The sequence below is a fragment of the Pseudoalteromonas sp. BDTF-M6 genome (genome assembly GCF_018334135.1).
In the GTDB taxonomy this organism is placed as follows: domain Bacteria; phylum Pseudomonadota; class Gammaproteobacteria; order Enterobacterales; family Alteromonadaceae; genus Pseudoalteromonas.
Window position 1 is genome coordinate 438117 of record NZ_JAGXTQ010000004.1, and the last position, 25962, is coordinate 464078.

The window sequence follows — 25962 nt, forward strand, 5'->3', positions numbered from 1 at the left end:
AAAGACTGGAAAGGGATTTCAGAAAGCATTAATATGGCGTTCATAATAAAGGTCAAAGACCACTAAAGAGCTTTAAAAAGGAACGCCATGGCTGCCACACGCCGCACTAATCGCAAAGAGCAGATCCTCCAATCACTTGCGCAAATGTTAGAGACTAGCCCGGGTCAACGTATTACCACCGCCAAGCTGGCAGCTGAGGTGGGGGTATCGGAAGCGGCGCTGTATCGTCACTTTCCGAGCAAGGCACGTATGTTTGAGGGCTTGATCGAGTTTATCGAAGACACCCTGCTCTCACGCATCAACATCATTTTAGAAAACGAAAAAGAAACGCAAAGCCGCGTGTATAACATGCTGATGCTGGTGTTGGCTTTTGCCGAGAAGAATCCGGGCATTACCCGCATTCTTACCGGCGATGCGCTACAAGGGGAAAATGAGCGTCTGCGTGAGCGCATCCAAAGCCTGTTTGAAAAACTGGAAACCCAGTTTAAGCAGGTACTGCGCGAGCGAAAACTCCGCGAAGGCAAGGCTTTTGCCAGCGATGAAGGCACGCTAGCCAACCTGTTTCTCGCCTATGTAGAAGGTAAGATGAACCAGTTCGTACGCTCTAACTTTACCGCCAAGCCCAGCGCTCAATTTGAGAAGCAGTGGCAAGAGCTGCAAAAAATCTGGCTTTAACCGCCTTATTCAGCGCTGACCCTAGGTAGTGGCCAGCGCTGCATCTCTATCAGGCGCGACTGAGTACGGGCAAATTCAAACGCCAACCGCTCGCCCTGGTATAAATGCGTCAGCTCCCCCTGAGCGGCGATGACAACCAATTTTCCGGTGTCGTAAAACTCATCCACCAGCGCAATAAAACGCCTTGCCTCATCATCAAGCAGAGCATGACTAACCTGTTCAAGCTCGCGTATGTAGCCTTCCTCAATCCCCTGAGCGGTATTCTGCTGCACTTTCTCCACGCCCATCAAAGGCACCTTGTCCACATAGAGCACATCGAAACGCTGGGCGAGAAACATATAATCGGCACTGGAGCGCCCCAACCCACAGAGCTCAAAGAAATCAATACAGGCAGCACACTCACCAAGGGCTTGAAAACGCACGGCCCTATGGTGGATCAATAAGGCCTTGCTGTGGGCAGCTTGTTTTTGCTCCTTGCTAAAACGCTGTAACAGACGCTCGGGCTGATACTCGATAAAATGCCGAAAGCCGTTAAAACCATGCAGACGATAATCTTGCTCACCGCTGACATCACAGACCTGACAATGCGCTTCAATTAAGGCAATTGTCGGCTCAAAACGAGCGCGCTGCAGACCATTGCGGTATAACTCACAAGGCTGGCAGTTACTGGTTGCCACCAGTACCACGCCTTCGGCAAACAAGGCCTCGAACAAACGCGCCATGATCATGGCATCACCGATGTCGCTGACAAAGAATTCATCAAAGCAGAGCAAGCGTGTCTGCGCCGCATAGTCCTTGGCAAGTTGTCGCATGGGATTTGTAGTCCCTTGCAATGCCTGCAAGCGCTCATGCACCCAGGCCATAAAGTGATGAAAGTGTAGGCGCTGTTTATTTGCTATCGCTACCTGCTCATAAAATAAGTCCATTAACATGGACTTACCCCGCCCTACCGGACCATGTAAATAAAGGCCATGAATGATGCGTTTGCGCTGCCAGAAAAAATGAGGTGATTCCTGTTCAGCCTCCAACTGCGCCGCCAGCTTTGCCAGCGCCTTGATCGCACGCAACTGCACGGGATCGGCGAGGATCTGATTATTGCCAATAAGCTGGTTATATTGGGAGAGGATTTTACTCAAGGTGGCTGTTTTCACTATGCTGCATGGGCTATACTCGCGCCATTGTAACCAAGTTTAAGCCCGTCCCCAATGAAGTTCCCCTGCCGATTAGACAAGTTTATTAGCAACCTGGCGGAAATCCCGCGCACCCACGCCAAAGCGGCAATCAAGAAAAAGCGTGTTACCGTTAACGGAGAAGTTACCAGGCAGCTTGATCAAGCAGTGACTGAACAAGATGAAATCATGCTCGATGGTGAGCTCATCACCTATCAAGGGCTGCGCTACTTTATGCTCAATAAGCCGGAAGGCTTTGTCTGCGCCAACAGCGATGAGCTCCACGCCACCGTTTTCGAGCTGCTTGATGAGCCTAATCTGAGTGAGTTACACATTGCCGGACGCTTAGACATAGACACCACGGGTCTGGTGTTGATCAGTAATGATGGTCAATGGAGCCACCAGATCACCAGCCCGAAAAAGCAAAAATTCAAAACCTATCTGGTCGAGCTGGCCGAGCCGCTTTCAGAGCAAGCGGTTAGCGAGCTAGAGCAAGGCGTACAGCTCCATGGTGAGCGCGACCTCACCCTGCCGGCCAAGGTCGAAGTGCTGGCGCCATACCAAATTCGCCTGCATATAGTCGAAGGCAAATACCATCAGGTTAAGCGCATGCTGGCCGCGGTTGGTAATAAGGTGGTGACCTTGCACCGCGAAGCCATTGCCGGCATTGAGCTTGACCCGGATCTCGCCCCGGGTGAGTATCGCCTCCTGAGCGAAGAGGAAATCGCACTCTAGCGCTAAGTGTCCTCAGGAAAAGTCCATTGCACTGGTGTGCGGTTCACCTATAGTAATAGGTATGTACCGATTAAGCCTATGAGTAGCAATGGAAATCATTCACCACGGAGCGGTAAATGGCGTGACTGGCTCTTGCCACCAACTCAAGGTGAGCGAGCGCGAGTCATTATTGGTCGACTGCGGCCTGTTTCAAGGGCTTGAAGCGCACCAAGAGCTCGGCATCGAATTTGATATCAGCACGGTGCGGGCCCTCCTAGTAACCCACTGCCATATCGACCATGTGGGTCGCATCCCCTACCTGCTTGCCGCCGGTTTTAGCGGCCCCATTTACGCCTCCGAAGCCACCGCCGCCCTGCTTCCCCTGGTGATTGAAGATGCCCTAAAGCTCGGCGTCACCGAGGATGAACACTTGGTTGCCACCTGCTTACGGCTGATTTGCAAGCAACTGGTACCCATCGCCTTTAAACAGTGGCAGGCACTGGAGCACTTTAAGACACCAGTTCGCTTTCGCCTGCAACGGGCCGGACATATTCTCGGCTCCGCCTATATCGAAATCGATGTAGGTCAAGGAAACCAGGCGCAACGAGTGGTGTTTTCCGGAGACTTAGGCGCACCCCACACGCCCTTGCTGCCAGCGCCTAAACCGCCCTATAAGGCCGACACCCTGGTGATTGAGTCCACCTACGGCAATACCCTGCATCAGGGGCGTAAAAACCGCAGTAAACGACTTAAGGAAGTGATTGAAAAAGCGGTGCGCGATAACGGCGTAGTGCTGATTCCCGCCTTTAGCATAGGCCGTACTCAGGAGCTACTCTACGAGCTCGAGCAGATCATCCACAGTGCCCCAAAACGTTCTTTTTGGCAGGACATTGAAGTGATTATCGACTCACCCATGGCCGCCAACTTCACCTGCGAATATAGACACTTTAAATCGCTCTGGGATAAAGAAGCCAAGGCACGTGTGGCCAAGGGCCGCCACCCCCTGAACTTTGACCACCTGTATACCCTGGATAGCCACCAGGAACACGTACAAACCCTTAACTACCTGAAGCAGAGGCAAAAACCGGCAATTGTGATTGCCGCCAGTGGCATGTGCAGCGGCGGGCGCATAGTAAATTATCTAGAAGCTTTTTTAGGGGATCCCCGCACCGACGTGATCTTTGTCGGCTATCAGGGCCAGGGAACGCCCGGACGAGATATTCAAAACTACGGCCCGCGCGGTGGTTATGTGGTGTTAAATAAGCAAAGGATTGATATTAAGGCGCAGATACACACCATTAGCGGTTACAGTGCCCATGCGGATCAGGCCAATTTAGTGCGATTTGTTACCGGTATGACGAAAAAGCCCGGGCATATCAAAATAGTGCATGGCGATACAGAGGCAAAGCAAGCGCTGGCGGATAAACTTAAAGAAAGCCTCAAAGGCGAAGTGAAGATAGAAATCGCAACCTAAGGCCTTGTAGGTCGGCCTTTAGGCCGACAAATATGCACATAATTAGTTTTGTCGGCGCAGAGCACCGACCTACAAAGGGGGCGCAAATGCACGTTGTAGGTCGGCCTTCAGGCCGACAAATATGCACATAGTTAGCTTTGTCGGCGCAGAGCACCGACCTACAAAGGGGGCGCAAATGCACGTTGTACGTCGGCCCTCAGGCCGACAAATATGCACATAATTAGTTTTGTCGGCGCAGAGCACCGACCTACAGGTTATTACTCATAACCATTGGGGTTTTGGCTTTGCCAGCGCCAAGCATCCTGCATCATTTGCATTAAGCCGCGCTCTGCCTGCCATCCCAGCTCATTCAAAGCTTTTTGCGCACTGGCATAACAGGTGGCGATATCGCCATCACGACGCGGGGCAATTTGATAGGGTACGGGTTTATCCGACGCCTGCTCAAAGGCCTGCACCATTTCCAATACCGAGTAACCGTTGCCGGTTCCCAGGTTATAAATATGCACGCCGCTGTGCTCAAGAAGCCAGTCCAGGGCTTTAAGGTGACCCAAGGCCAGGTCGACAACATGAATGTAATCGCGCACTCCAGTGCCGTCTTTGGTAAGGTAATCATCCCCAAATACCGCCAGCTTCTCCAGCTTACCTACGGCTACCTGAGAGATATAAGGCAAGAGGTTATTGGGAATGCCGTTAGGGTCTTCACCTATTTGCCCACTGTGGTGGGCGCCAACCGGGTTAAAGTAGCGCAAGATAGCAAAACGCCAACGAGGGTCGGACTTGGCTACATCTTCTAAAATCTGCTCCACCATCAATTTAGAGGTGCCATAAGGGTTGGTGGTGCCGCCTACCGGAGCGTTTTCATCTATGGGTAAGGTTTGCGGGTCGCCATAAACCGTAGCGGATGAGCTAAATACCAAAGAGAACACTTCGGCTTCGCGCATCGCTTCAATCAGGGTAAGCGACCCCTGAACATTATTTTGATAGTACATCACCGGCTTGCTCACCGACTCACCCACCGCTTTAAGGCCAGCAAAATGGACCACGGCGGTGATATGATGATCGCTAAACACCTTATCCAAGGCTGCTTTATCGCGAATATCACCTTGAACAAAGGCCACCGTCTTACCCGTTAGTGCCTCAACGCGACGTAGCGACTCTTGCGAGCTGTTGCTCAGGTTATCAAAGACCAGCACTTCACTGCCCTGTTCGAGCAGCTCAAGTACCGTGTGTGAGCCGATATAGCCAGCTCCTCCGGTGACCAAGATAGCCATACCTTTTCCTGCGTTGAATTAGGCGTAAAAGCCTTTGTACCATTTAACCAACTCCTTCACCCCGGAGGTAACATCGACCTGAGGGCGATAGCCGGTTGCGGCAAAAAGATCTTCGGTATCGGCATAGGTTTTATACACATCGCCCGGCTGCATTTCGCGGAAGTTTTTAACAGCTTCGATGCCCAGCTCATCTTCAATGGCCTTAATAAAGTCCATTAAGTTAATCGGGCTGCCGTGGCCGATATTGTAAACCTTGTAAGGAGCCGAGCTAGTGGCCGGCGAGCCAGACTCAACCTTCCATTGGGGGTTAGGCTCGGGCACCACGTCGGCAATACGCACCACGCCTTCGACAATATCGTCGATATAGGTAAAGTCACGCCACATATCGCCATGGTTATTCACGTCTATGGTTTCGCCGTTAAGAATTTTCTTGGTGAAAATATAAGGCGCCATATCCGGGCGACCCCAAGGGCCATAAACGGTAAAGAAACGCAGCCCGGTAGTTGGCAAGGCATATAAATGAGAATAGCTATGAGCCATTACTTCATTAGACTTTTTGGTCGCCGCATAAAGGGAAACAGGGTGATCAACCGAATCACTGGTAGAAAAAGGCGTGGTTTCATTTAAGCCGTAAACCGAGCTGGATGAGGCATAGACTAAGTGCCCAATCTGATTATGACGACAGGCTTCCAAAATGTTTAGATGACCAACCAGGTTGCTTTCGGCATAGGTATGAGGGTTATCTATGGAATAACGAACACCGGCCTGCGCCGCTAAGTGAATAACGCGGTCAAACTTTTCCTGCTCGAACAGCTGCGCCAACGCCTGCTGCTGAACAAGATCTAACTCAACAAAACTAAAACGTTCGTGCTTAATATGCTCAAGGCGCGCCTTTTTTAGGGCCACATCATAATAATCATTGAGGTTATCTATACCAACAACCTCATGGCCCTGTGCCAGTAGCTTGTCACTTACCGCGGCGCCGATAAAGCCCGCGGCGCCCGTTACTAAATACTTCATAGCTAACCCCTATTAATCACTACCAAACAAGTCGCGAGTGTACACCTTATCCGCGACATCGCTCAATTCATCGGTCATACGATTGGAGATTATGACATCCGAGCGCTGCTTGAGTTCCTCAAGCGAGGTGGTGACCTTAGAATGGAAAAAGGTATCCGACTCGAGCGTAGGCTCATAAATCAGCACTTCAATACCCTTGGCCTTAATGCGCTTCATCACGCCCTGAATCGCCGATGCCCTGAAATTGTCTGAGCCAGCCTTCATCACCAGACGATACACACCTACAACCTTAGGGGCGCGCTTAATGATTGAATCGGCAATAAAATCCTTACGGGTGGTGTTGGCATCAACTATGGCGCGGATCATATTATTGGGCACATCTTTATAGTTGGCCAACAACTGCTTGGTATCTTTTGGCAGGCAGTAACCGCCGTAGCCAAATGAAGGGTTATTGTAATGGCTGCCAATACGCGGGTCTAAGCCCACCCCTTCAATCACCTGACGGGCATCCAAACCGTGCGACTCGGCATAGCTATCCAGCTCATTAAAATAGGCTACACGCATGGCAAGGTAAGTGTTGGAGAACAGCTTAATGGCTTCGGCTTCGGTAGAGTTGGTCAGCAACACATCCACATCGGGTTTTTCTGCACCTTGCTGTAATAAGGTCGCAAACTTAGCGGCGCGCTCACTTTGCTCACCAACAATAATACGTGATGGATATAGGTTATCGTGCAGCGCCTTGCCCTCACGAAGAAACTCTGGCGAAAACAAGATATTATCAACGCCAAAGCTTTCCTTTATGATTTTGGTGTAACCTACGGGCACGGTTGATTTGATAACAATAAGCGCAGCTGGGTTGATGCTTAGCACGTCTTCAATCACCTTTTCCACGGTTTGAGTGTTAAAGTAATTGGTCTCAGGGTCATAGTCTGTGGGCGTGGCTATAACCACATACTCAGCCCCTTGCAGCGCCACTTCTTTATCCGTGGTCGCGACCAGATTAAGCGGTTTATTTTTCAAAAAGTGGCTTATTTCATTGTCGACTATGGGGGATTCTTGCTTATTTAATAAAGCAACCTTGTTACTGTCGATATCTAGGGCAACCACTTCATTGTGCTGCGCCAATAGTACCGCATTAGACAGACCGACATAACCGGTGCCAACAATAGTAATTTTCATAAAACCTATAAATCCTTCTTCAAGGGCCATCAGCAAGAGGAGCAGACAGCAACCTTGTTTACTATAAACAATAAGAGACTTGCGTGCATTCGGGCTTAAAACTCGACAAAAGTACCCAATGCGACAGAAGGTACCTGAACAGGCTGCAAGCTTAGCCTCCAGCCAATGTGTTAAAGACTTTTTAGGTGCGCCATAAACGCATCGCCTAATTCCGGATGTTGCTGCGCATAGCGCACAAACGCCTTAAGATAACCCAGCTTGTCGCCACAATCATGTGAAACGCCACTCATGTGAAACGCCTCTACCGGCTCTTGCTCAATAAGCATATCGATGGCGTCGGTAAGTTGTATTTCATCACCGGCACCCATGGGGGTTTTCTTCAAAAGCGGCCAGATATTATGAGATAGCACATAGCGACCAACCACGGCTAGGTTTGAAGGCGCTTCTTCCACCTTGGGCTTTTCTACCATGTGTTTGATAACGGCGCTTTCACCTGGTTCAATTTGAGCACCATTAATATCGGCAATACCGTATTTGCTTACATCCTGCGTAGCTACCGCCTCAAGCATGATTTGGCTGGTCTGAGTGTCCTTAAAACGCTTGATCATGGCGGCCAGGTTTTCACTGCTTTGATCGGCGCTGAATTCATCGAGGATTACATCCGGTAAAATCACCGCAAAGGGGTTGTCGCCGACAATTGGTCTGGCACACATAATGGCATGGCCCAAACCTTTAGCTTCGCCTTGACGTACATGCATTACAGTTACGCCTTCTGGGCAAATAGAACGCACTTCATCAAGCAACTGACGCTTCACCCGCTTCTCTAATGTTGCCTCCAATTCAAAACTGGTATCGAAATGGTTTTCAATGGCATTTTTAGAAGAGTGCGTTACCAGCACTATTTCTTTAATCCCGGCGCGGACACACTCACTGACTATATATTGAATAAGTGGCTTATCTACCAAAGGAAGCATTTCTTTAGGGATGGCTTTAGTCGCCGGCAACATGCGGGTACCTAGACCCGCTACTGGAATTACTGCTTTCATATGATCCATATACTTTTCTAATATCTCAACAGCGAGCATACAAACTCGCTCCCAAGATTACCATGACAAGTTGATTAACGTTTAATTTTAATGATATCCGCTCTAAGCGATTGCTGTTTTTGCCGCTCTAACCAAACAAGATCGCAAATGCTGTCAGTGGGGGTAAAGGCCGTAGGCGCTTTTAATAATGTTTCTCGAATTTGTTTGTGGTCGAAGTTGTGGCATGCTTCATCCAAACGCTGAATAATGACCGCCAACTCACCCCAATCCAACATAACTTCTTGTGCCGTCATAATGCGCTCATGAGTGGTACCTTCAACATTATCGCCGATCAGCAGCTCTTCGTAGAGCTTTTCACCGGGCCGCAAACCTGTACAAACAACCTCAATATCGCCATCGGGATTAGAATCCGAGCGTACCGTTAGGCCGGATAAGCGGATCATCTTGGTGGCAAGATCCTTAATCTTAACTGGCTCTCCCATATCCAGCACAAACACATCGCCGCCGCACCCCATGGCACCGGCTTGAATCACCAACTGTGCGGCCTCGGGAATCGTCATAAAATAGCGAGTAATGTCCTGGTGAGTTAGGGTTACTGGTCCTCCTTGCTTAATCTGCTTTCGAAACAATGGCACAACGGAGCCGGACGAGCCCAACACATTACCAAAACGAACCATGCAAAAACGAGTGTCAGACTGCTTTTTGGCTAGTGCCTGTAGTACCAACTCGGCCATGCGCTTACTAGTACCCATAACATTGGTTGGGCGTACTGCCTTATCGGTAGAGATAAGCACGAAAGTTTCCACACCGCACTTGATTGCAGCCTGGGCACAATAAAGAGTCCCAAATACGTTATTACGCACACCTTCAACGACATTGTGCTCAACTAAGGGCACATGTTTGTATGCTGCAGCATGATAGACGGTTTGTACACCAAAGCTTTCCATCACCGCCTCTACACGGTTTTGCCTTTGCACCGAGCCCATAATAGGCAGCAGCTCAACATTAAGTTGATGTTCTTCAATATACTGGCTAAGTTCTCTTTCTATGGCATATAAACCATATTCAGAGAGCTCAAATAACACCAACTTGCTCGGGTTGTTGCGGACAATTTGTCGACATAGTTCAGAGCCGATAGAGCCACCTGCACCAGTTACCATTACCACTTTATCGGTAATATCCGCTTGCATGAGCATGGCTTTAGGAGCCACAGGGTCACGACCTAGCAAATCCTCTACCGCCACATCCTGCACCTGCTCCAAAATGGTACTGCCAGAAACTAGGTCGGCCATACCAGGAATGGACAGCACCTCAACAGCCAAGGGCTCAAGTTGATTTAATATACGCTTACGCACCGAAATGGGAGCGCTGGGTAAGGCTAGCAACACCTTTTCTATATGCTCATGACTAAGCAGCTCTTGCAATTGTGCGGGAGGAAAAACAGGATAACCCTGAATAAGAGTTTCTTGTTTGTGAGAGTCATCATCAAGAAAACCAACAACGCGATATTCTGGGCCATGAGTTAATGCTGTCGCCAACTGACGTCCGGCAGAGCCGGCGCCGTAAATAAGTACAGGGGCTTTACGGTAGCCGCTTAAACGACCAACGAGAGCTCTAACTACAACACGACTCCCACCAACTAGTAACAAGGCAAAAGAACCGTAAATAACAGGCACAGTACGAGGAAGGCTAACCCCAGTGAAGAAAGCTAAAGCGACTAAGGCAATGCAAGATACAAGCACGCCGCCTATAATTGCGCCAAGCGCCTGCACCGACATATAACGCAATACTGCTCTATAAAGGCCAAATTTAACAAAGGCAAAAATACTGAGTGGAACTAGAAGCGCTAATACCCCCCACAATCCCCCTTCGGAGATAGGGCTCAGAGTATCTAAACGTATTAGAATTGACGCCCAAAAGGCGACGGCAATAAAAATAGCGTCAATCGTAAGGGTCACAAGCCGCTTCTGCGGACGAGGCAATGAAAAAATGTAATTTAGAAACGTGTTCACTGATTGGCCTTTGTTTATTCCTTTATAAAGCGTCTACATTGTAACAGCTAATTTAGGAACGGTTGTGCAAAAATGTTACTGCAACCCACCGTCCCTCACTAAAAAGCCGAGACACTACTTCACACGGTCTCCCTGACCACTACCAGTAACAGTCATCATTATGTATTTAAAGTAATTCCCTAAAGACATTGTTTCTATCATCTGTTTGTCGGTCCTGGCCAATAAAGCGGGTGTCGACATATCGACCTCACTCACTTGCGATAACCCTGTGATACCGGGCCGTACATCGAATACCCCCAAGGCATCGCGTTCAGTGGTTAACTCTTCTTGGTTAAATAACCCAGGACGAGGGCCAACAAGACTCATTTCACCTTTAAGCACATTCCATAACTGTGGTAATTCGTCCAGCTTGGTTTTACGTAGGAAATGACCAAACTTAGTTATTGAACGAGCGCTTGCCAAGTGGCTTGCTACCGAGGCCGTATCGACCTTCATAGTCCTAAACTTCACCAGAGTAAACGGCTTCTTATTTTTGCCAACTCGCTCTTGCCTGAATAAAGGTGAGCCTGTATCAAGCATCCCTATAACGAATAAAATCAACAAAAATGGGGATGCTATAAACAAGCCAAAAAGTGCTAATAAAAAATCCAATAACCTTATCATTTATTTTCCTAACGACTTACCTTTCGCAGCCAATTTAAAGCCTGCTTCTAAAGAATATGGTGGTTTCCAATCGAGTGTATCCATCGTATGGCTAACATCGACTTGAAGTGAGCCAATGAGGCGTTCAACAACATCTTTTTTATTCAATACCTTTCCGGCTATTTTATAACACCAAAGTGGAATCGGCAGTGTAAAATTAGTTTTGTCTTGCACTGTTGCCATCAAGGCGACCATCTCAGCCGTAGATAAATCATGGTTGTCCGACACGAGAAAAACCTGATTCGCGGCCTTGGCATGGTTTATACATACATTAATTAGATCGACAAGGTTGTATACCGAGACAAAGCTTCTCTTATTACTCTTAATACAGCGAAATGGTAGTGGGTAACCTTTTTTCACAAAATTCATTAACGATGAAAAATTACCCTTCCCCCCTTCGCCATAGACCAAAGGAGGCCTGATAATTACAACCTCCATTCCTGTATCTCTGCTTATGTGAAGCAATTGCTCTTCAGCTTCTGCCTTGGATATACCGTAAGGATCCTCTGGCGCGCGGTCATCCTGAACTGAAAAGGGCCTCCTGCCAGTTGTACTCTCACCGTTAACTTTAATGGAGCTGATAAAAATGAATCGTTTTACACCTGCCTCTGCTGCCTGAGTAGCTAGCTTTATAGTTGCATGCGTATTAAGTTCACGAAAAACGCTTAGTGGATCCGATTCTTTTTCACTCATAACATGGACACGAGCAGCGGCATGAATGACTACATCACAACCCAAAAGTGAAGATGAAAAATTGAATTCCTTGTTTAGCTGGGCATGAACATACTTAAACCCGTTTTGTGTGGGTTTACTCCGCCCCACTAAAGTTACTTTGTGCTCATCAGAAATCCTAGACAGTAAATGCGTCCCCAAAAAGCCCGAATATCCTGTAATTAAAATATTCACCCAAACTCCTCTCATATGACAACATTTCTATAAAACCCTAATGCTGTTTGTGCCAAAACCTGTTCTTCTCTACCGCAACTTGATAAAAAGGTTTGATTTAGGATTTAAAACGCTAACGAGCCTATGATTTATTATAAAACACTCGATATAAACCTTATCACTTCCCATTCAAGACAGATCGCACTTTTATAACCGACCTCTTTTATAAAAACAATTTATTATAAAATACAATAGGTTAAGTGAATTTTAAGTAGCCTATAAGCTAGGTGGCATTTCAATATCGCTCTATATCGACTCATAAATATCCAAATGACGTGCAACGACATTCTTTACATCAAATTCATTTACGGCATAATCGCGAGCTCTCGCCCCCATTTTAACTCTAATACTTTCATTAGTTAGTAAAGTAATAAAGGCGTCAGCCAAAGCCTTAGAACTTCTAATTGGAACAAGTATACCGGTTTGGTTTTCAATAACCGCATCTCTGCATCCAGGGTTGTATGTAGTTACAACAGGGCGGCCACAAGCAGCTGCTTCGATCAAGACTTTAGGAACCCCTTCACCATAATAAGAGGGCATAGTTACAATATGTGACTGCGCGAATAGATTAGGAATGTCATCCCGATGTCCCAAAGCCTTTATCAAACCCTCAGCGACCCAACTATCAATCTCTCCCTGAGTAACAGAATTCGGGTTCCCTAAATCAACATTACCTATGAGCCAAAAGTCGATATTTGGTAATAATGCCTTAACTCTTCGAGCCGCATCAACAAATTCATAAACACCTTTTTCCTTCAGCAGCCGACAGGCCATTGAAACTACTTTTTTACCACTCGCTGGCTCCGGCCGGTACCTATATGTTGATAAGTCGGCACCGGATCCTTTTATTAACGTTGTAGCATTATCTGGCAGGCTAACTATACGCGATAATACGCCCTGATCAGATAAATTCTGAAAAATAACAACCTTTCTTTTCCCTAACAGCGCTACTTTATAAAGTAAAGAAACAACAAATCTAGTTAACTTAGCTTTTAAGCCTCTTGCAGAAAAAACATAGCCAAGCCCTGAAATTGCCGCCACGAAATAAGGCGGTTTTAACATAGCCCGCATCGAAAAACCGCAGTAAATCACAGGCTTAATAGTTACCGCATGAACTATATCTGGCCGCATTTCATTAATCAGGCGCCGGATACTTAAAAGAGTCTTCATTTCATTACTCAGTGAGCTACCACTTCTAGAAAAGTTAATGTCGTGACATTTTATACCGAGGCCTTCGAGATATTCCTTTTTAGTAGAAAAGGAGCTAGCCAAATGCACATCATATCCTAGTTTCATAGCCTCTTGAGCTATAGGTAACCTATGTGATACGAAGAACCAATCAACGTTCACAACAAAAAGTAACTTCCTCATACTATAAAATTCTCATTCTACTGCTATTTGGCGCTAAAATTAAAAAAGTAAAATAACCCCAACCATATAAAAAGACCACTACAAAATTAGAAAAAATAATAAAAATAAAACTCAACTTTACAAATAGTTACCGTCGCCAAATATCTATATAATTTTCAATCATTTTATCCAAGCTAAATTTTTCAGCTATTCTATCTCTCACCGAAATACATCTTTCATTCCATTTAATTTTATCCCTCATTTCATCCCGTGCGAAAATAACAGCTTGAGCAAACCCTTTTGCATCCATGGCAGGTACAACCCAACCAGTATCGCCAATAATCACGTTCGCATCACCAACGTCAGTGGAAACACACGGAGTACCGCAGGCCATTGCTTCAGCTAGGACATTTGGAAAAGCCTCTGACCGACTAGATAATAAATGTAAGTCCAATGCATTCATAATATTTGGAATATCAGCTCTTGGCCCCATCAGAAAGAGCTTATCACTTAAACCTAAAGTGTGTATTTGCTCTGCTAATATACGATTATCCGGCGTCATACCGGGACCAACTAATAAACAATTAAAATCAAAGTCGAGCATTGATAGGGATTTAAGTAAATTACTATGATCTTTAGCAGGATCAAAACGCCCTATCATTCCCAAAAGAAGTGAATTGTCAAGACAAAGCTCATTTCGGATAGCATTTCCTGAAGCATTATCTATAGAGAACTTCGATAAATCGTAGCCATTGGAAACCACTACCAATTTGCTAACATCATATCCTTCTTTGGCATGTATTTCTCGCGATTTTTCTGCACAGCACACTATAAGCTTTGGAACAAAAGAACTAAATTTCGCACAAAGTTTAGAGACAAAAATAGTCGAACGTTTACTTTTACCTGGCTCTAAAACTGTATGATGAATTCCCCAAAAAACATTTTTTATTCCAGACAAACGTGACAATATTCCACCAATGAGGTTCGCATGATACATCCACGTTTGCACAACATCTGGTTTCTCCTTCTTTAATATACACCACAATTTCCATAACCCAGAAAGACTCACTTTCCCAGGAGGCATATTTAAACAAGATACTTTTACATTGTTTTTTTTCAATAAAGGAGCGTACTTCCCGCCCCCCATTAAAGAAACTACATAATGTTGATTTTGGACTTCACCTTTGCATAAACGATATAATACAGCCTCAGCCCCACCATCATTAAGAGCTGTAATAATGTGCACAATCTTTTTCACTGATTCACCCTGCATAACCCCAGCCTAACCATGGTTGATTTATTCTTAATAACCATGAAAAAACGACAAAAAGGAATATATAAATAAAAAAAGCCATTTTTCTCCATGACGTTAAACTCAGGCTAGATAAAATAACAACAATAACCATGCTTTCAAAAATTCTGCCTGTTACCTCAATGAAAAAATAAGTTGAGAGATAAAAAGAAATTACCAATATTGAAAATGAGTTGACTCTACTAAAATACCGTCCTTGACAAGTATAGATTAACAAAACCCCAAACCAAAAAAGGAAGCCAAGGCCACTTCCACCTCCCCCCGAAAATTGGTATGAATCTGCTTGCCTTGCGCCTAAAAAACCGGCTATATAGCCTAAACCCAACCCAAAAAAAATACCGAGCAGACAGGTAGCTAAAACTTTCACATCGATAGCAAACCTACACCTAGTTAGAATTAAAGAAAACAGATATAAAAACAAAACGAAGAAAAAACTAGCGTGAATAAATGGTGTTATGGACAAAATGAAAATTTTTGATTTCCTTTCACAACAAAACCATCCGAGGAGAAAAATACTTATAGCTAAGCCTTGCCTTAGGTGCATAACAAATTTATCTATAACTTGAGGAAAGAAAAGCAATGCAACTAAAAACCAAAAATATTTTGGATTTACCCTAAGAATAATAAAAGAAGTAACAAAGGAGGAAAAAAATATGATAAAAGAAACTACCTTCTCCGGCTCCATGAAAAAGCCAAGCAAAGAGTTAACCATCAGCCAGACAGGCTCATTAAACAAAAAAGAAAGGACCCCTCCCGACATATAACGCAAAATCAAAGAGTTGGAATTTCCAGCATAATTTAGATAGTTAATTCTATCTAAAATAGCACCGTCCATTGGTATAAAAAAAACTAATAAAAAAGAGTAAAGTATAGCTATAAAAAAAACACAAAAATTAAAAAAAGCTTCATTATTCTTATTAATAACTACCAAATTAAAATTATTCATTTCATGCCCTAAAATCAGAGTGCTCTAATTATATCTGCGAACCTTTCCGCAACGACTGAGCTCTGATTTCGTTGAACAGTCTCTCTTACTGTATCTACATTGAAATCACAAGATAGCAATTTTGTTAGTTTTAATCTAAAGTCTTCGATATCCTTGTAATTACATAAAAATCCATTAATGCCTTCCTGAATTATCTCACTTGGGCCACTCGGACAATTAAACGAAACCACAGGTGTTCCAAGAGCAATAGATTCTACCAACACATTAGGAAACCCTTCATATATTGAAGTCAAAAGAGTAGCCTTAGCATTTGTATAATAAGGAATCATATCAACCTTAAACCCTTCAAAATCCACTTTATCACTAACACCTAGTTTCATGGCATATTGCCTAAGATCCTGCTCTAAACTTCCCTTTCCTACTATTTTCAAACGTAATTCAGGAAAGTCATTTGCCAACCTTGAAAAAGCTTCTATTGAATAATGGAAAGCCTTTTGCTTTTCTAACCGCCCAACACATAATAGATAACTTTGTTTTTTTATTTTTTTAAATTCACTTCCATTAGAAAATTCCTCTATATCCTGAGAAACAGGATTATAAATAACGCCAGTTTTAGAAGAAACACAAGGAAAGTTATTTACTAAATCATCCTTCATAGCCTCACATTGATTAATAATATAATCAACATTAAAATAAAAACTCTTTATAAGAGGGTTAACTATAAACCTCAACCAAAAACCTGATTCTTTTTGGAAAATCTCGGAAAGAGTGTTGATATTTCTAGCTGCAATTTTAAATTCCCTCATTAAAAAACAACGAATGAAAACCAAAATTATTGACAACTCATAATTAAAAACTAAAAACTTATCTGGTTTCTCTTTTAATATATAAAGAGATAATGGTAAAAATGAATTCCGAGCATTCTTAGTATCTAAATCTACCAAGTTAACCCTATTATCTAATCTATTGAGATACACTTGGTCGTCTAAGTGCAATACGACCAGATCAACAACCCAACCTTGATTCACTAGCCCATTAGCAACATTAACACATACTCCTTCAGCGCCACCTCCAGCGAGTGAACTAATTAAAAGTGTAACCCTATTTTTTTCAATATCCATTTATAATGACCAACTTATAATGAAAATATAAAATTTACTTTTCTCTAACCTTAAAGTAGCAATATAAATAATCCAAAAAGAAAAGCCCTCTGGCTATAGATATGGAAATAGCTCCCCCAAGCATCCCCCAAAAATATATACTTATGGCACAAACAAAAAATGAGAATAAAGATACTCTAATAGATATATTTCGATACAACCTATCAAACCCATTCGGCAATAGATATCCTCGACTTATTGAGTTCGATAACCCTACAAAAACAATACCGAAAGAAAGCATCATCAAATATTCATTGACTTCGCCAAATCCACTCCCTAGAAAAAAACCAACCCCCCACTCACCAAATAAAAATATAAACAGGACTGGAAAAAAGGATATCAATAAGTTTGCCAAAACCAGTTTTTCAACCAGACTTTCTTTTACTCTAGAAACAATTGGATAGGCAGCCTTTACTAGCACCTCCTGCAGCGTAAATACAACAGATACCAAACGGGAAGCAATAGCAAAACTAGCGAACTTATCGGAAGCATACACTGTACCTAAAAACAAAGCAGGGATGCTGTTATATAGATTTGGTGCAAGCACACCTAAAAAAACATCACGACCCTCACCCAGTGTCTTCTTGATTGGGCCAAAAAACCTTAATTTTAAGCTAAATTCTTTATGGGAATATAACGTTAGGTAGAGTCCACCAAAAAAGACAGGCAGAGACATAGATAAAACCAGCAAATTTATATCACTAGGTTTTCTTACAAAAAAAACGATAACTAAAAAATTTATAAGCTTAACGCTTAATGATATTTTCATTAATTTATCGACACGCCCCATACCTTGAAAAAACCAAGTTGCTGTAAGCGAATACCCTAGTAAATAAAGCGTTCCTCCCAGGAGGGTAATACTGACACTAATAGAAGATTCTTTTTTAAAGAATAAATAGTAAGTAAAAAACAAAAACAAATAAAAAAAACAAAGAAAGAACCTAAGCCTCTGTGTTTCACAATATATCTTTTTATATTCTTTTATATTATCACGAAATCTTGCTATTTTTCTAACAGCAGTGAAGTGAGTTCCATAATCAACAATAGTATGACCAAAATACAAAACTGTGATCAACAACAAATAATCACCATATTGACTAGCCCCTAGAGTTCTAGTCAATATGGGCATTGTAACTATTGGGAGCAAAAGGCTAAGTAAATCAACCAGCCCAAAACTAGCTAAATTTCTAACCAACTCGCGTTTATGTGACATTATTTATTTTTAAATATGGGGGGGTTTTATCTCTGTTCTGAAACTTTATTATTTTATCATTTAAAACAATACCATTTTTAATTTCAGTTGCTTTCATCAATATCGGGTTATTCATCCAACTACCATCAACAAAGTGTTCAATAAAATCAATTATAGACTTCGTCACTTCAAAAGAAGCGGAATCCCAATATAAGGTTGGCGTATGATCTACGCTATAGTAATTTATATATTCTCCATGCTTAAATTTTGGAAAATCAAAACAAGTTGGCCTAGCGAAATAAAAACCCATCCCTTTATCGCAACTAATATCGATAATATCCATTTGTTTGTTAATAAAATCAATTTGCCCTTTATCAATAAACATTATTGGATTTGTGGGATCTTGTAATACACAGTTCACTACAATGTCATATTGTGACAGAACTTCTGCAGCTAAAGAAAAGTCTCGATACTTAGCACTTTCCAATAAAGTACTTCCCTCAACTCTCTTCATTCTTTTGTATTTGATACTTTCTATAGGTGCATTTAATAAGAATTCAGCTCGTTGACTATAGACAGTTATATCAACGATACCCAGAGATTTTAAGCTATTTATGGCTCCTCTAGCTGTTGCTCCAAATCCAAGAACTGCAGCCTTTAAAGGACGGCCAAAACAGCCAGTCTTACCAGTTAGCATCATCATATGCTGTACAGCTGCATAGCCTGCAAGCTCATTATTTTTATAGAAAATATGTGTATTATCCGCTCCACCATACATAGCTTCCCACGCAATTAATGTCATTTTTGCATCTATGGCAGCTTGTGCTATTTCAACCCCTTGGACGCAATGAGGCCATCCCCAAAGTATTTTACCTTCTTTAAAATACTTAAAATCTTCTTTTTCAGGCTTGGGTAATATCCATACATCGCTTTTTTCAAATAAATCCGCTCTGGAAGCCACGCCTCCGAATTGTTCTAATATCTGGCTATCATCCACACCTAAAGCTGACGCATAACCCTTTTCAAATATTAATGATTTTTTTATTTCATTTGGGATTTTATCAAAAAAAGCGGGGTGAAGTGGAATTCGCTTTTCGTGTTTTTTACAAGATGTACCAAAAATTCCAATCCTAATCATGCCTAATCATTCCCCCTTCCAATAAATTAATAAAATCTTCTACACGTGGATTCCAACAAGAATTTTTACAATGCTGACCTTCTTCAAACAAAAACTGTCCGTTTTTTAAATTGAATTTACCAGGCACTCCATCGATTTTCATCTGATAAGGCCTATACGCCCCAATAATTGCTTGCATTTCATTTACATAATACTGACCATCCCTAGTTTCAAATACATCTAATGCCATGCATCTCATCCCCATCTTTTCTGTCGTATTATGCAGTAACCATAACAACTCTTCTGGAGGCTCTTCCCAGCCAACCAATTCAGAGCCACTAGCAAGCCCATTAGTTCCAAGTAATTTTTGATGACCCATGTAGCTATTTCCTATGCGGATCATCCTCCACTCCCACTTTATATCTAAATATTCTTGCATGATTAGATAATGTTTTTGCGCTCTTCCAAACCTAGGCAAAGGTATTCCTTTCGTTTTTCGAAAAGGAGCCCAACCAAGCGCTAATTCAGGATGGAATTTACCAAACACCCTGAAAATTAATTTTTTATATTGTTTCTCATTTCTTATAATTTGAATTGAACTTCCCCCAGCTCCAATATTACTTTTTGAAACCATTGGAAATTCACTATTTTTTATACTTTTTAGCGCGTTTTCCTTATCCATAAAAACTTTCGTTTTAGGATGTTGAATATCATACCCCTCTAAAAACAAATGCATATTACGTTTATTTTCGTATATATATAGTTCTGAAAAAGATGGATATATCGGCCTTTTTAAATGCTTATTAAGGAAGAAAACTCGTTCATCAAAAATATTCTTATGCTCTTGATAGCTACATGGCGGTCTCACAAGATAGCCATCAATATCATCCGTGCAGGAATCCTTCCAACTTGGTGACATAAAGTCTATTTCAACATAATCAACATGATTATCGACACATGCAGATTTAATACTTTCTAATTCCATTCCAGGATAGCAAACTATCCCAATTTTATATTTCTTCATTTCATCACTTAATAATTAGCACTAGAAAAGGCTAAACAAAATTAAACTTTATAAAGATTCTAAATTTTTACATTTATTTTCAATATACAACTTCTTAAAAAAACAAGCAGAAAGCTAAGCAAAGCTCCTAACAAAACACCAAAAGTACAAATAAGAGCTCTTTTAGGCTCATATTTCCTTTCATTTACGACTGCTGGATCAATCATTTTTAATGCATATTCATTTCGAACACTGGCCAGCATTTTTGTTTGCTGTTGCTGTTCGATTAACTGATAAAATACTTTCTGCATATCGGCAACCGAGGTTTCTTTCAAGGCCTTACTAAGATATTCAATACTATTATCGGCATCTGCAATATCGTTTGCTCGCATTGTATTATTGAGCTGCTCAATTAGCTTATCGGTAAGCTCTTTGGCTACTACTGGCGAATAGTGCTTTACAGATATAGTCACTAACCCTGTTTCTTTGTCTTTCGAAACATTTAAGAATTGTGTAGTAAATTTATCATGCACTTCCAACTGACTAGGTTCTGGCAGTTTCGGCGCCTTTACTTCACGTACCCAAAGCCCCTTTTCGGAATCATAAACCTCAGGATCGTATATAACCCTGTCATTTGCCTGATCCCAACCATTCGCCGCCATAATCACGGGCTTCAGATTATGTTCTTTTACAAATTCACCAATAAAAGAGCGACTTTTTAGCAACTCCAGTGCGATCGTGGTTTTATCAGCTGTGCCGCTTCCAAGGTTTACACCAGCAAGAGAGGCTAAACCACCAAACTGACCCGCTAACCCTGAAAGCCCACCACTTTGGTTATCTTCAGCGGGAGCTAAAAGTGCCTCACTTTTGTATATGTTCGGCAGGCTCAATGCGTACACGACCGCTATAACAGCTGCAACTAGGGTTGTGCCAATAATGATCCACTTACCTTGCCACAGTGCTAAGAACAACTCTTTTAAGTCGATCTCATCATCGGCAATAGTGCCTTGTTGAGTCTCGATATTTTGATTAGTCATTGGTGCTATTCCTTAAATACCGCTAATAGCCGCAACACCTACACCGAGCTGATAGAAGATCTGCGTGGCTGTGCTCCAAAGGGTTAGATTATCCATATGCGCTGTATCCATAGGCACCACTATGGTGTCTCCTGGCTCCAATTGCTTACTGGTATTAACGGCAAACCAACCTTTTCTTTCGGGGATATAGACAGAGCCATTAGCCTTAATGACGTAGATGCGCTCTTCATCGGCTCGCGCCTTGGTGCCGCCGCTAAGACGGATATAGGCATCCACATCTGTATTGGCATTATAAAGGTGAGATGTCGCATAGTTCACCTCACCAATTACACTAATTGAGTCGCGTTTAGAGGGGATATAGAGCGCATCACCATCTTGCAGTACAAGTTTTTGCTTATCGGCCAGAATATCATCCAGGCTGATAACTAAACGTCCCAGGGTAGGCATCTGCGATAAATCAACTATCAAGCTAGTCATTTCATCATATGAAAGGTTGACGCTATTCATTGATTGCTCAAAACTTTTTGACGCCAGATCGCGACGTAACTCGTTTGTTAAACGCTCAATTTGAGCACGTTCCTGCTCTTGAATGGTTTTACGCGTAAAGACCGCTGCGTCTATTGCTGCGAAGTCAGAGAAACCACCCGCTCGTTCAATCACGTCTTTCATGGTTTCACCACGACGAATAGTGTATTGCCCTGGGAAAACAACCTCACCTTCCAGGGTAACCTTAATATTCTCCTGCCAATTTGGAATGGTTAGAATATTAAGACTGTCTTTACTATGTAAAAGTGGGTTTTCCTCTAAAGTGCCCTCTAAGGCTCCTTGAAGGTTAAAGGTGATATGCTCAATGTCATCATTTGTGCCGGTTTTAGAGCGTGTGATTTCAGCCTTGTCTAGGTATGCTGACTCGGTTAGGCCACCACCGGCGGTAATTAATTCGATAACAGCCATATTATTGGCAAGCGGATATACGCCAGGGAAGCGAACATTACCATTTACTTCTACCAGCTTGATGCGCTCACCGGCACCTGCTTGTAGCTGTAACTTTTTAATAACCTTATCAAGCAGTTGATTACGGCTAAAGGTTGCGTATTCAATTTCCTCTTCTTCTTCATTTGAGCGCGCAGCAATAAGATCGGTGAGCTTTTGCTTACCTTTTAGCTCTGTCTCTACTTCTTCACTAAAGAGTGGCTTTTTCGCGCCTACGAATTCTTCGAACTGACGTTGTTCAAACAGGTGCCACAATTTTACCTTTTTCTGTAATTCCTGCTCTTCTTCTGTTAACGCCAACTGCTTTAACGCATCTTGTTCTTCTTCTTTTGACTCAAAACGGCTAAAGACTATGACCTTATCGCGCGGGTTTAGTATCAGATTATGAGCAAGATCACCTGCAACTGCCTTAGCCAGGCTGAATTGATACACATCGATATTGCCATATACATCCACTTCTCGAAGCAGAATTGCATAATTCAAGTCAGCCTGCGGCAATAGCGCACCACGGATTGAACCTATGATATCGCCAATACGCTTGCCCTGATGCCAAGAGTATTCACCCGGGCGTGTAACGGCCCCGATTACAGTCACCGCTTGGTTATAGGCACTGCTGGCTTCGCTAACACGTACCACGTCTCCGTCTCGTGGTGTGTAGCCGGCACTTCCTTTAGAGAAATCAAAGGAAAGAATTTGCTTATAGTCGCCTTGGCCGGCGCGCTCTACCGTAACTTTTTCTCTGTAGGCATTGGCCTTCATTCCGCCCGCCATAGCCAGTAAGTCAGCAGTACTTTCACCTTTTTTCAGCTCGAAAATGGCCGGACGTTTTACCGCACCAGCAACGCTAACCTGAGCACCAACAGGGGGAATAAACACCACATCACCTGGTTTTAGGATGATGTCGTTGCTGCTATCACCTTTAATAAGCAGGTCATACAGATCGAAACGGTTAACAACCTTACCACCGCGTTTAATTTCGATATTACGTAAAGAGGCGATATCACTTACACCACCGCTGGCAAACAGCGCGTGAGTTACAGTGCTTAGTGAAGACAAGGTATAACTGCCTGGCTTATAGGCTTCACCTACCACCAATACACGAATGCTGCGCAGTTGACCAAGCGAGACAAAGGCTTTTACACCTATCATCTCGTTACTGACCTTTTCGCTTACCAGGGCTTTTAATTCTTTGAAGGTCATGCCAGCTACATGCACTGGAGCCAGTTTGGGAATACTTAAACGGCCAGAGCGGTCGATACTGGCGTCTACCGTAGCCGACTCTTTACCATACAGGGAAATTTGTACTTGGTCTCCGGGGCGAACTATATAGTCATCAGGCACCGGGGCGCTTTCGCTCGGCATAAAGCTGGTTGGCTCACCGGCAAAGATGTCATAGCCAAATGGTTCTAGCTCTTCTTTCTTTGGCTTAAACTTTTCTTCTGGTGTTTGTGGCTCAGCATTTTCAGCATTAAGCTTACGCTCGCCAATGGTGCTTTCAACTTCTTGGTTGTTTGCACTCGCTTTTGAAGAACCGCCAATTATTGTGTCAAGGTCGACACCATATTGGCGTGCTAAAGCTTCTTGTTGAGCGCGAGGTAACTTTTTAAACTGTTCGATTTGCGCAGGTGAAGGGGTCAGCGCCTGAACGGCAGTGGCATAAAACAAAATAAAAATGGCGGACAAGGCGCCCAGGTAGGTCTTAAACATTTTTCCCTGCATGTTTGACTCTCAAAAAGATGGCATATCATACACGACAAAACCCACGAAAAAAATGCGCAAAAAGCAATTTCAACGTGGGTTTTTGTGAACTTAGAAGTTATAAACTAGGGTCAATGCCGTTTCAGTATCGGTATTGTCTTTGTCATCTGCAACATCTGAGTTGTGCGTAACATTGAAACCAACTTTCATTTGTAATGAGCCGTTGATTTTAGTTAGCAAAGCTGTCTCAGAGCGGGTTTTGGTGTTGGTATCACCATATTCCACCGCCAAAAGCTGAGTAAACTTGGCACCTTCAGAGATCTGCCAGGTATAATCTGCTTTAGCTAGGGCGATCACTTCACCTTCCCATTCATCGGCAAGCGACTGACCGTTGTCATCAACTTCGGTGCTGTCATCCGGGTATCTAAAATACTTATAACCAGGACCAAATTCGGCATTTAATACCATGGTTTCATTGTCGATTAGGCGTAAACCATAACCGCCCGAAATCACAGCTTCCTCACGATAGGCACCAAAGTAATCGCTCAGATATGAGCCATAGATGAATAAGTGCGCATTCTTCTCGTTTAATTTGTAATTACCCTGTGCAGAACCAAAGTACTTTTCATTGGTGCGCTCGGTAATTTTAGTGCCATCGTCCTGCTCAACTTCATCTTCTTTGTACAGGCCGCTTAATTTGTACTCGTTATTCCACTTTTCTAAATTGTGTTTAACGGTTAGCGCGCCTTTAAAGGTCGTTGTTTCGGTGTTACCACTGGTGATAATGGCACCTAGTTCGGCGTTTGCTTCCCAGGTTTTTTTCTCTTCTGCAACAACATTAGTTGCAGCACAAGCTGCAACTAATAGAGATAGGTACTTCAATTTCATGTTAGCGATATTCCCCTGATTATTCGCCAGTTTTATGTAAGTGCACATCCATTTGTGGGTATGGAATGCCAACATCATTAGCGTCTAGTTCAATCTTAATATTTTCCATTAGATCGAAATACGTTGGCCAGTAATCTGCTGTGTTCACCCAAGGACGAACAACGAAGTTAACGCTTGAATCGGCCAACTCGCTCACAGCCACTGTGTAGGCTGGGTCTTTCAAAATACGGCTTTCGGCATCAAGTACCGACTTTAATACGCTTTTCGCTTTTTTCAGATCCGCGTCGTAGCTTACACCAATTACCAAGTCGATTCGACGAGTCTGTTCGCGAGAATAATTCACGATAGGGCCAGACATAATGGCTGAGTTAGGCATTACGATGATTTTGTTATCTGGCGTATTTAGCTCAGTTGAGAAAATTTCAATCTTGCGTACCGAACCGGCTTTACCACCCGCTTCGATATAGTCGCCTGATTTGAAAGGACGAAGGATGATAATAAGCACGCCTGAAGCAAAGTTTGATAGCGAGCCTTGTAGCGCTAAACCAACCGCTAAGCCAGCGGCACCTAAAATAGCGATAAAGGATGTTGTTTCAATACCAACCTGAGACAAAGCCATCAGTATGGTACCAACAAAAACCAGCGCATAAATAATGCTGCCGCAGAACGAACCTACAGCCTTATCGACATTACGCTTTGCAAATGCTTTTTGAGTTAAGTTGCTACACCATTTAGCAATGCGCATACCAACAAAGAAGACAACGAGTGCAAGTACAAATTGTACCGCATAGTGTATTAGTAGATCCGAGTTTTCAGAGATCCAGTTAGTTACAGTTTCCATTAGCGCTCCTATCATCCGCTTTTTGTTTGATACAACGATGAAATTAAACAACTTCGTTGTACCTAATCCGTAATTATCTCAAAACTTTCTCATAAACCGCAACCCAACATTGCTGCGGCTCACCTAATAATAAAAGCAAGTGGTGCTTTTTGCCTATTTTTTATCTAGTTACGCACCTTTGGTGATTAAATTTAAAGCAAACGGAAAAAACTCGCCAA

22 protein-coding genes are annotated in these 25962 nt (G+C 43.2%); 3 read left to right on the forward strand and 19 right to left on the reverse strand.

The features are described 5' to 3' along the window. Window positions 1-87: 87 nt before the first annotated feature. Entirely contained in the window at window positions 88-675 is a 588-nt protein-coding gene (slmA, locus tag KD147_RS11920; protein ID WP_105253980.1) for a nucleoid occlusion factor SlmA, read from the forward strand. 5 nt (window positions 676-680) lie between these two features. Here the strand turns inward: slmA and zapE are convergent, their stop codons facing one another. Next, window positions 681-1826, reverse strand: a complete 1146-nt coding sequence (gene zapE, locus KD147_RS11925; protein ID WP_349304694.1) for a cell division protein ZapE — start codon at window positions 1824-1826, stop codon at window positions 681-683. A 54-nt stretch (window positions 1827-1880) separates the two neighbouring features. Here zapE and rsuA point away from each other — a divergent pair, with 54 nt between their 5' ends. Next, complete coding sequence (gene rsuA, locus KD147_RS11930) at window positions 1881-2579, forward strand: 16S rRNA pseudouridine(516) synthase RsuA (protein WP_212547997.1); 699 nt, start codon at window positions 1881-1883, stop codon at window positions 2577-2579. Window positions 2580-2667: 88 nt separating this feature from the next. Further along, a complete protein-coding gene (locus tag KD147_RS11935; RefSeq protein ID WP_212547998.1) occupies window positions 2668-4032 on the forward strand; it encodes an MBL fold metallo-hydrolase RNA specificity domain-containing protein in 1365 nt (454 codons plus the stop codon). 257 nt (window positions 4033-4289) lie between these two features. Here the strand turns inward: KD147_RS11935 and galE are convergent, their stop codons facing one another. The 18 genes from galE to KD147_RS12025 all read right to left on the reverse strand — a co-directional run bounded on the left by galE (window position 4290) and on the right by KD147_RS12025 (window position 25744). Continuing rightward, a complete protein-coding gene (gene galE / locus KD147_RS11940; RefSeq protein WP_212547999.1) occupies window positions 4290-5303 on the reverse strand; it encodes a UDP-glucose 4-epimerase GalE in 1014 nt (337 codons plus the stop codon). An 18-nt stretch (window positions 5304-5321) separates the two neighbouring features. Then, window positions 5322-6323, reverse strand: a complete 1002-nt coding sequence (locus tag KD147_RS11945; protein WP_212548000.1) for an NAD-dependent epimerase — start codon at window positions 6321-6323, stop codon at window positions 5322-5324. 12 nt (window positions 6324-6335) lie between these two features. Next, window positions 6336-7502 carry a nucleotide sugar dehydrogenase gene (locus KD147_RS11950; RefSeq protein WP_212548001.1) on the reverse strand — a complete coding sequence of 389 codons (1167 nt, stop codon included), beginning with the start codon at window positions 7500-7502 and terminating at the stop codon, window positions 6336-6338. A 170-nt stretch (window positions 7503-7672) separates the two neighbouring features. Continuing rightward, window positions 7673-8548, reverse strand: a complete 876-nt coding sequence (galU, locus tag KD147_RS11955; protein WP_283247845.1) for a UTP--glucose-1-phosphate uridylyltransferase GalU — start codon at window positions 8546-8548, stop codon at window positions 7673-7675. Window positions 8549-8622: 74 nt separating this feature from the next. Then, window positions 8623-10560, reverse strand: a complete 1938-nt coding sequence (locus tag KD147_RS11960; protein WP_212548003.1) for a polysaccharide biosynthesis protein — start codon at window positions 10558-10560, stop codon at window positions 8623-8625. Window positions 10561-10674: 114 nt separating this feature from the next. Beyond that, entirely contained in the window at window positions 10675-11223 is a 549-nt protein-coding gene (locus KD147_RS11965; RefSeq protein WP_212548004.1) for a sugar transferase, read from the reverse strand. Further along, entirely contained in the window at window positions 11224-12168 is a 945-nt protein-coding gene (locus tag KD147_RS11970; protein WP_349304695.1) for a UDP-glucose 4-epimerase family protein, read from the reverse strand. It abuts the gene before it with no gap. 285 nt (window positions 12169-12453) lie between these two features. After that, entirely contained in the window at window positions 12454-13578 is a 1125-nt protein-coding gene (locus KD147_RS11975) for a glycosyltransferase family 4 protein (protein ID WP_212548006.1), read from the reverse strand. A 127-nt stretch (window positions 13579-13705) separates the two neighbouring features. Beyond that, on the reverse strand, window positions 13706-14815 hold the full coding sequence (locus KD147_RS11980) for a glycosyltransferase family 4 protein (RefSeq protein WP_349304696.1): 1110 nt from the start codon (window positions 14813-14815) through the stop codon (window positions 13706-13708). 4 nt (window positions 14816-14819) lie between these two features. Beyond that, complete coding sequence (locus KD147_RS11985; protein WP_212548008.1) at window positions 14820-15815, reverse strand: EpsG family protein; 996 nt, start codon at window positions 15813-15815, stop codon at window positions 14820-14822. Between the two features lie 14 nt (window positions 15816-15829). Further along, complete coding sequence (locus KD147_RS11990) at window positions 15830-16936, reverse strand: glycosyltransferase (RefSeq protein ID WP_212548009.1); 1107 nt, start codon at window positions 16934-16936, stop codon at window positions 15830-15832. A 34-nt stretch (window positions 16937-16970) separates the two neighbouring features. Next, window positions 16971-18188, reverse strand: coding sequence for a lipopolysaccharide biosynthesis protein (locus KD147_RS11995; RefSeq protein WP_212548010.1), 1218 nt, complete (start codon window positions 18186-18188; stop codon window positions 16971-16973). Further along, complete coding sequence (locus KD147_RS12000; RefSeq protein WP_212548011.1) at window positions 18178-19305, reverse strand: N(5)-(carboxyethyl)ornithine synthase; 1128 nt, start codon at window positions 19303-19305, stop codon at window positions 18178-18180. The genes KD147_RS11995 and KD147_RS12000 overlap by 11 nt, the downstream gene beginning before the upstream one ends. Then, window positions 19298-20308 (reverse strand): ATP-grasp domain-containing protein, encoded by a 1011-nt coding sequence (locus tag KD147_RS12005; RefSeq protein ID WP_212548012.1) that lies wholly within the window; start codon window positions 20306-20308, stop codon window positions 19298-19300. Before KD147_RS12005 ends, KD147_RS12000 begins: the two co-directional genes overlap by 8 nt. Before the next feature lie 59 nt (window positions 20309-20367). Continuing rightward, window positions 20368-21324: a Wzz/FepE/Etk N-terminal domain-containing protein gene (locus KD147_RS12010; RefSeq protein ID WP_212548013.1), complete on the reverse strand. Its 957-nt coding sequence runs from the start codon at window positions 21322-21324 to the stop codon at window positions 20368-20370. 12 nt (window positions 21325-21336) lie between these two features. After that, on the reverse strand, window positions 21337-24024 hold the full coding sequence (locus KD147_RS12015; protein WP_212548014.1) for an SLBB domain-containing protein: 2688 nt from the start codon (window positions 24022-24024) through the stop codon (window positions 21337-21339). Between the two features lie 102 nt (window positions 24025-24126). Further along, window positions 24127-24903 carry a DUF481 domain-containing protein gene (locus KD147_RS12020; RefSeq protein ID WP_105258050.1) on the reverse strand — a complete coding sequence of 259 codons (777 nt, stop codon included), beginning with the start codon at window positions 24901-24903 and terminating at the stop codon, window positions 24127-24129. A gap of 19 nt (window positions 24904-24922) precedes the next feature. Continuing rightward, a complete protein-coding gene (locus KD147_RS12025) occupies window positions 24923-25744 on the reverse strand; it encodes a mechanosensitive ion channel domain-containing protein (protein WP_105199395.1) in 822 nt (273 codons plus the stop codon). Window positions 25745-25962 lie beyond the last annotated feature (218 nt).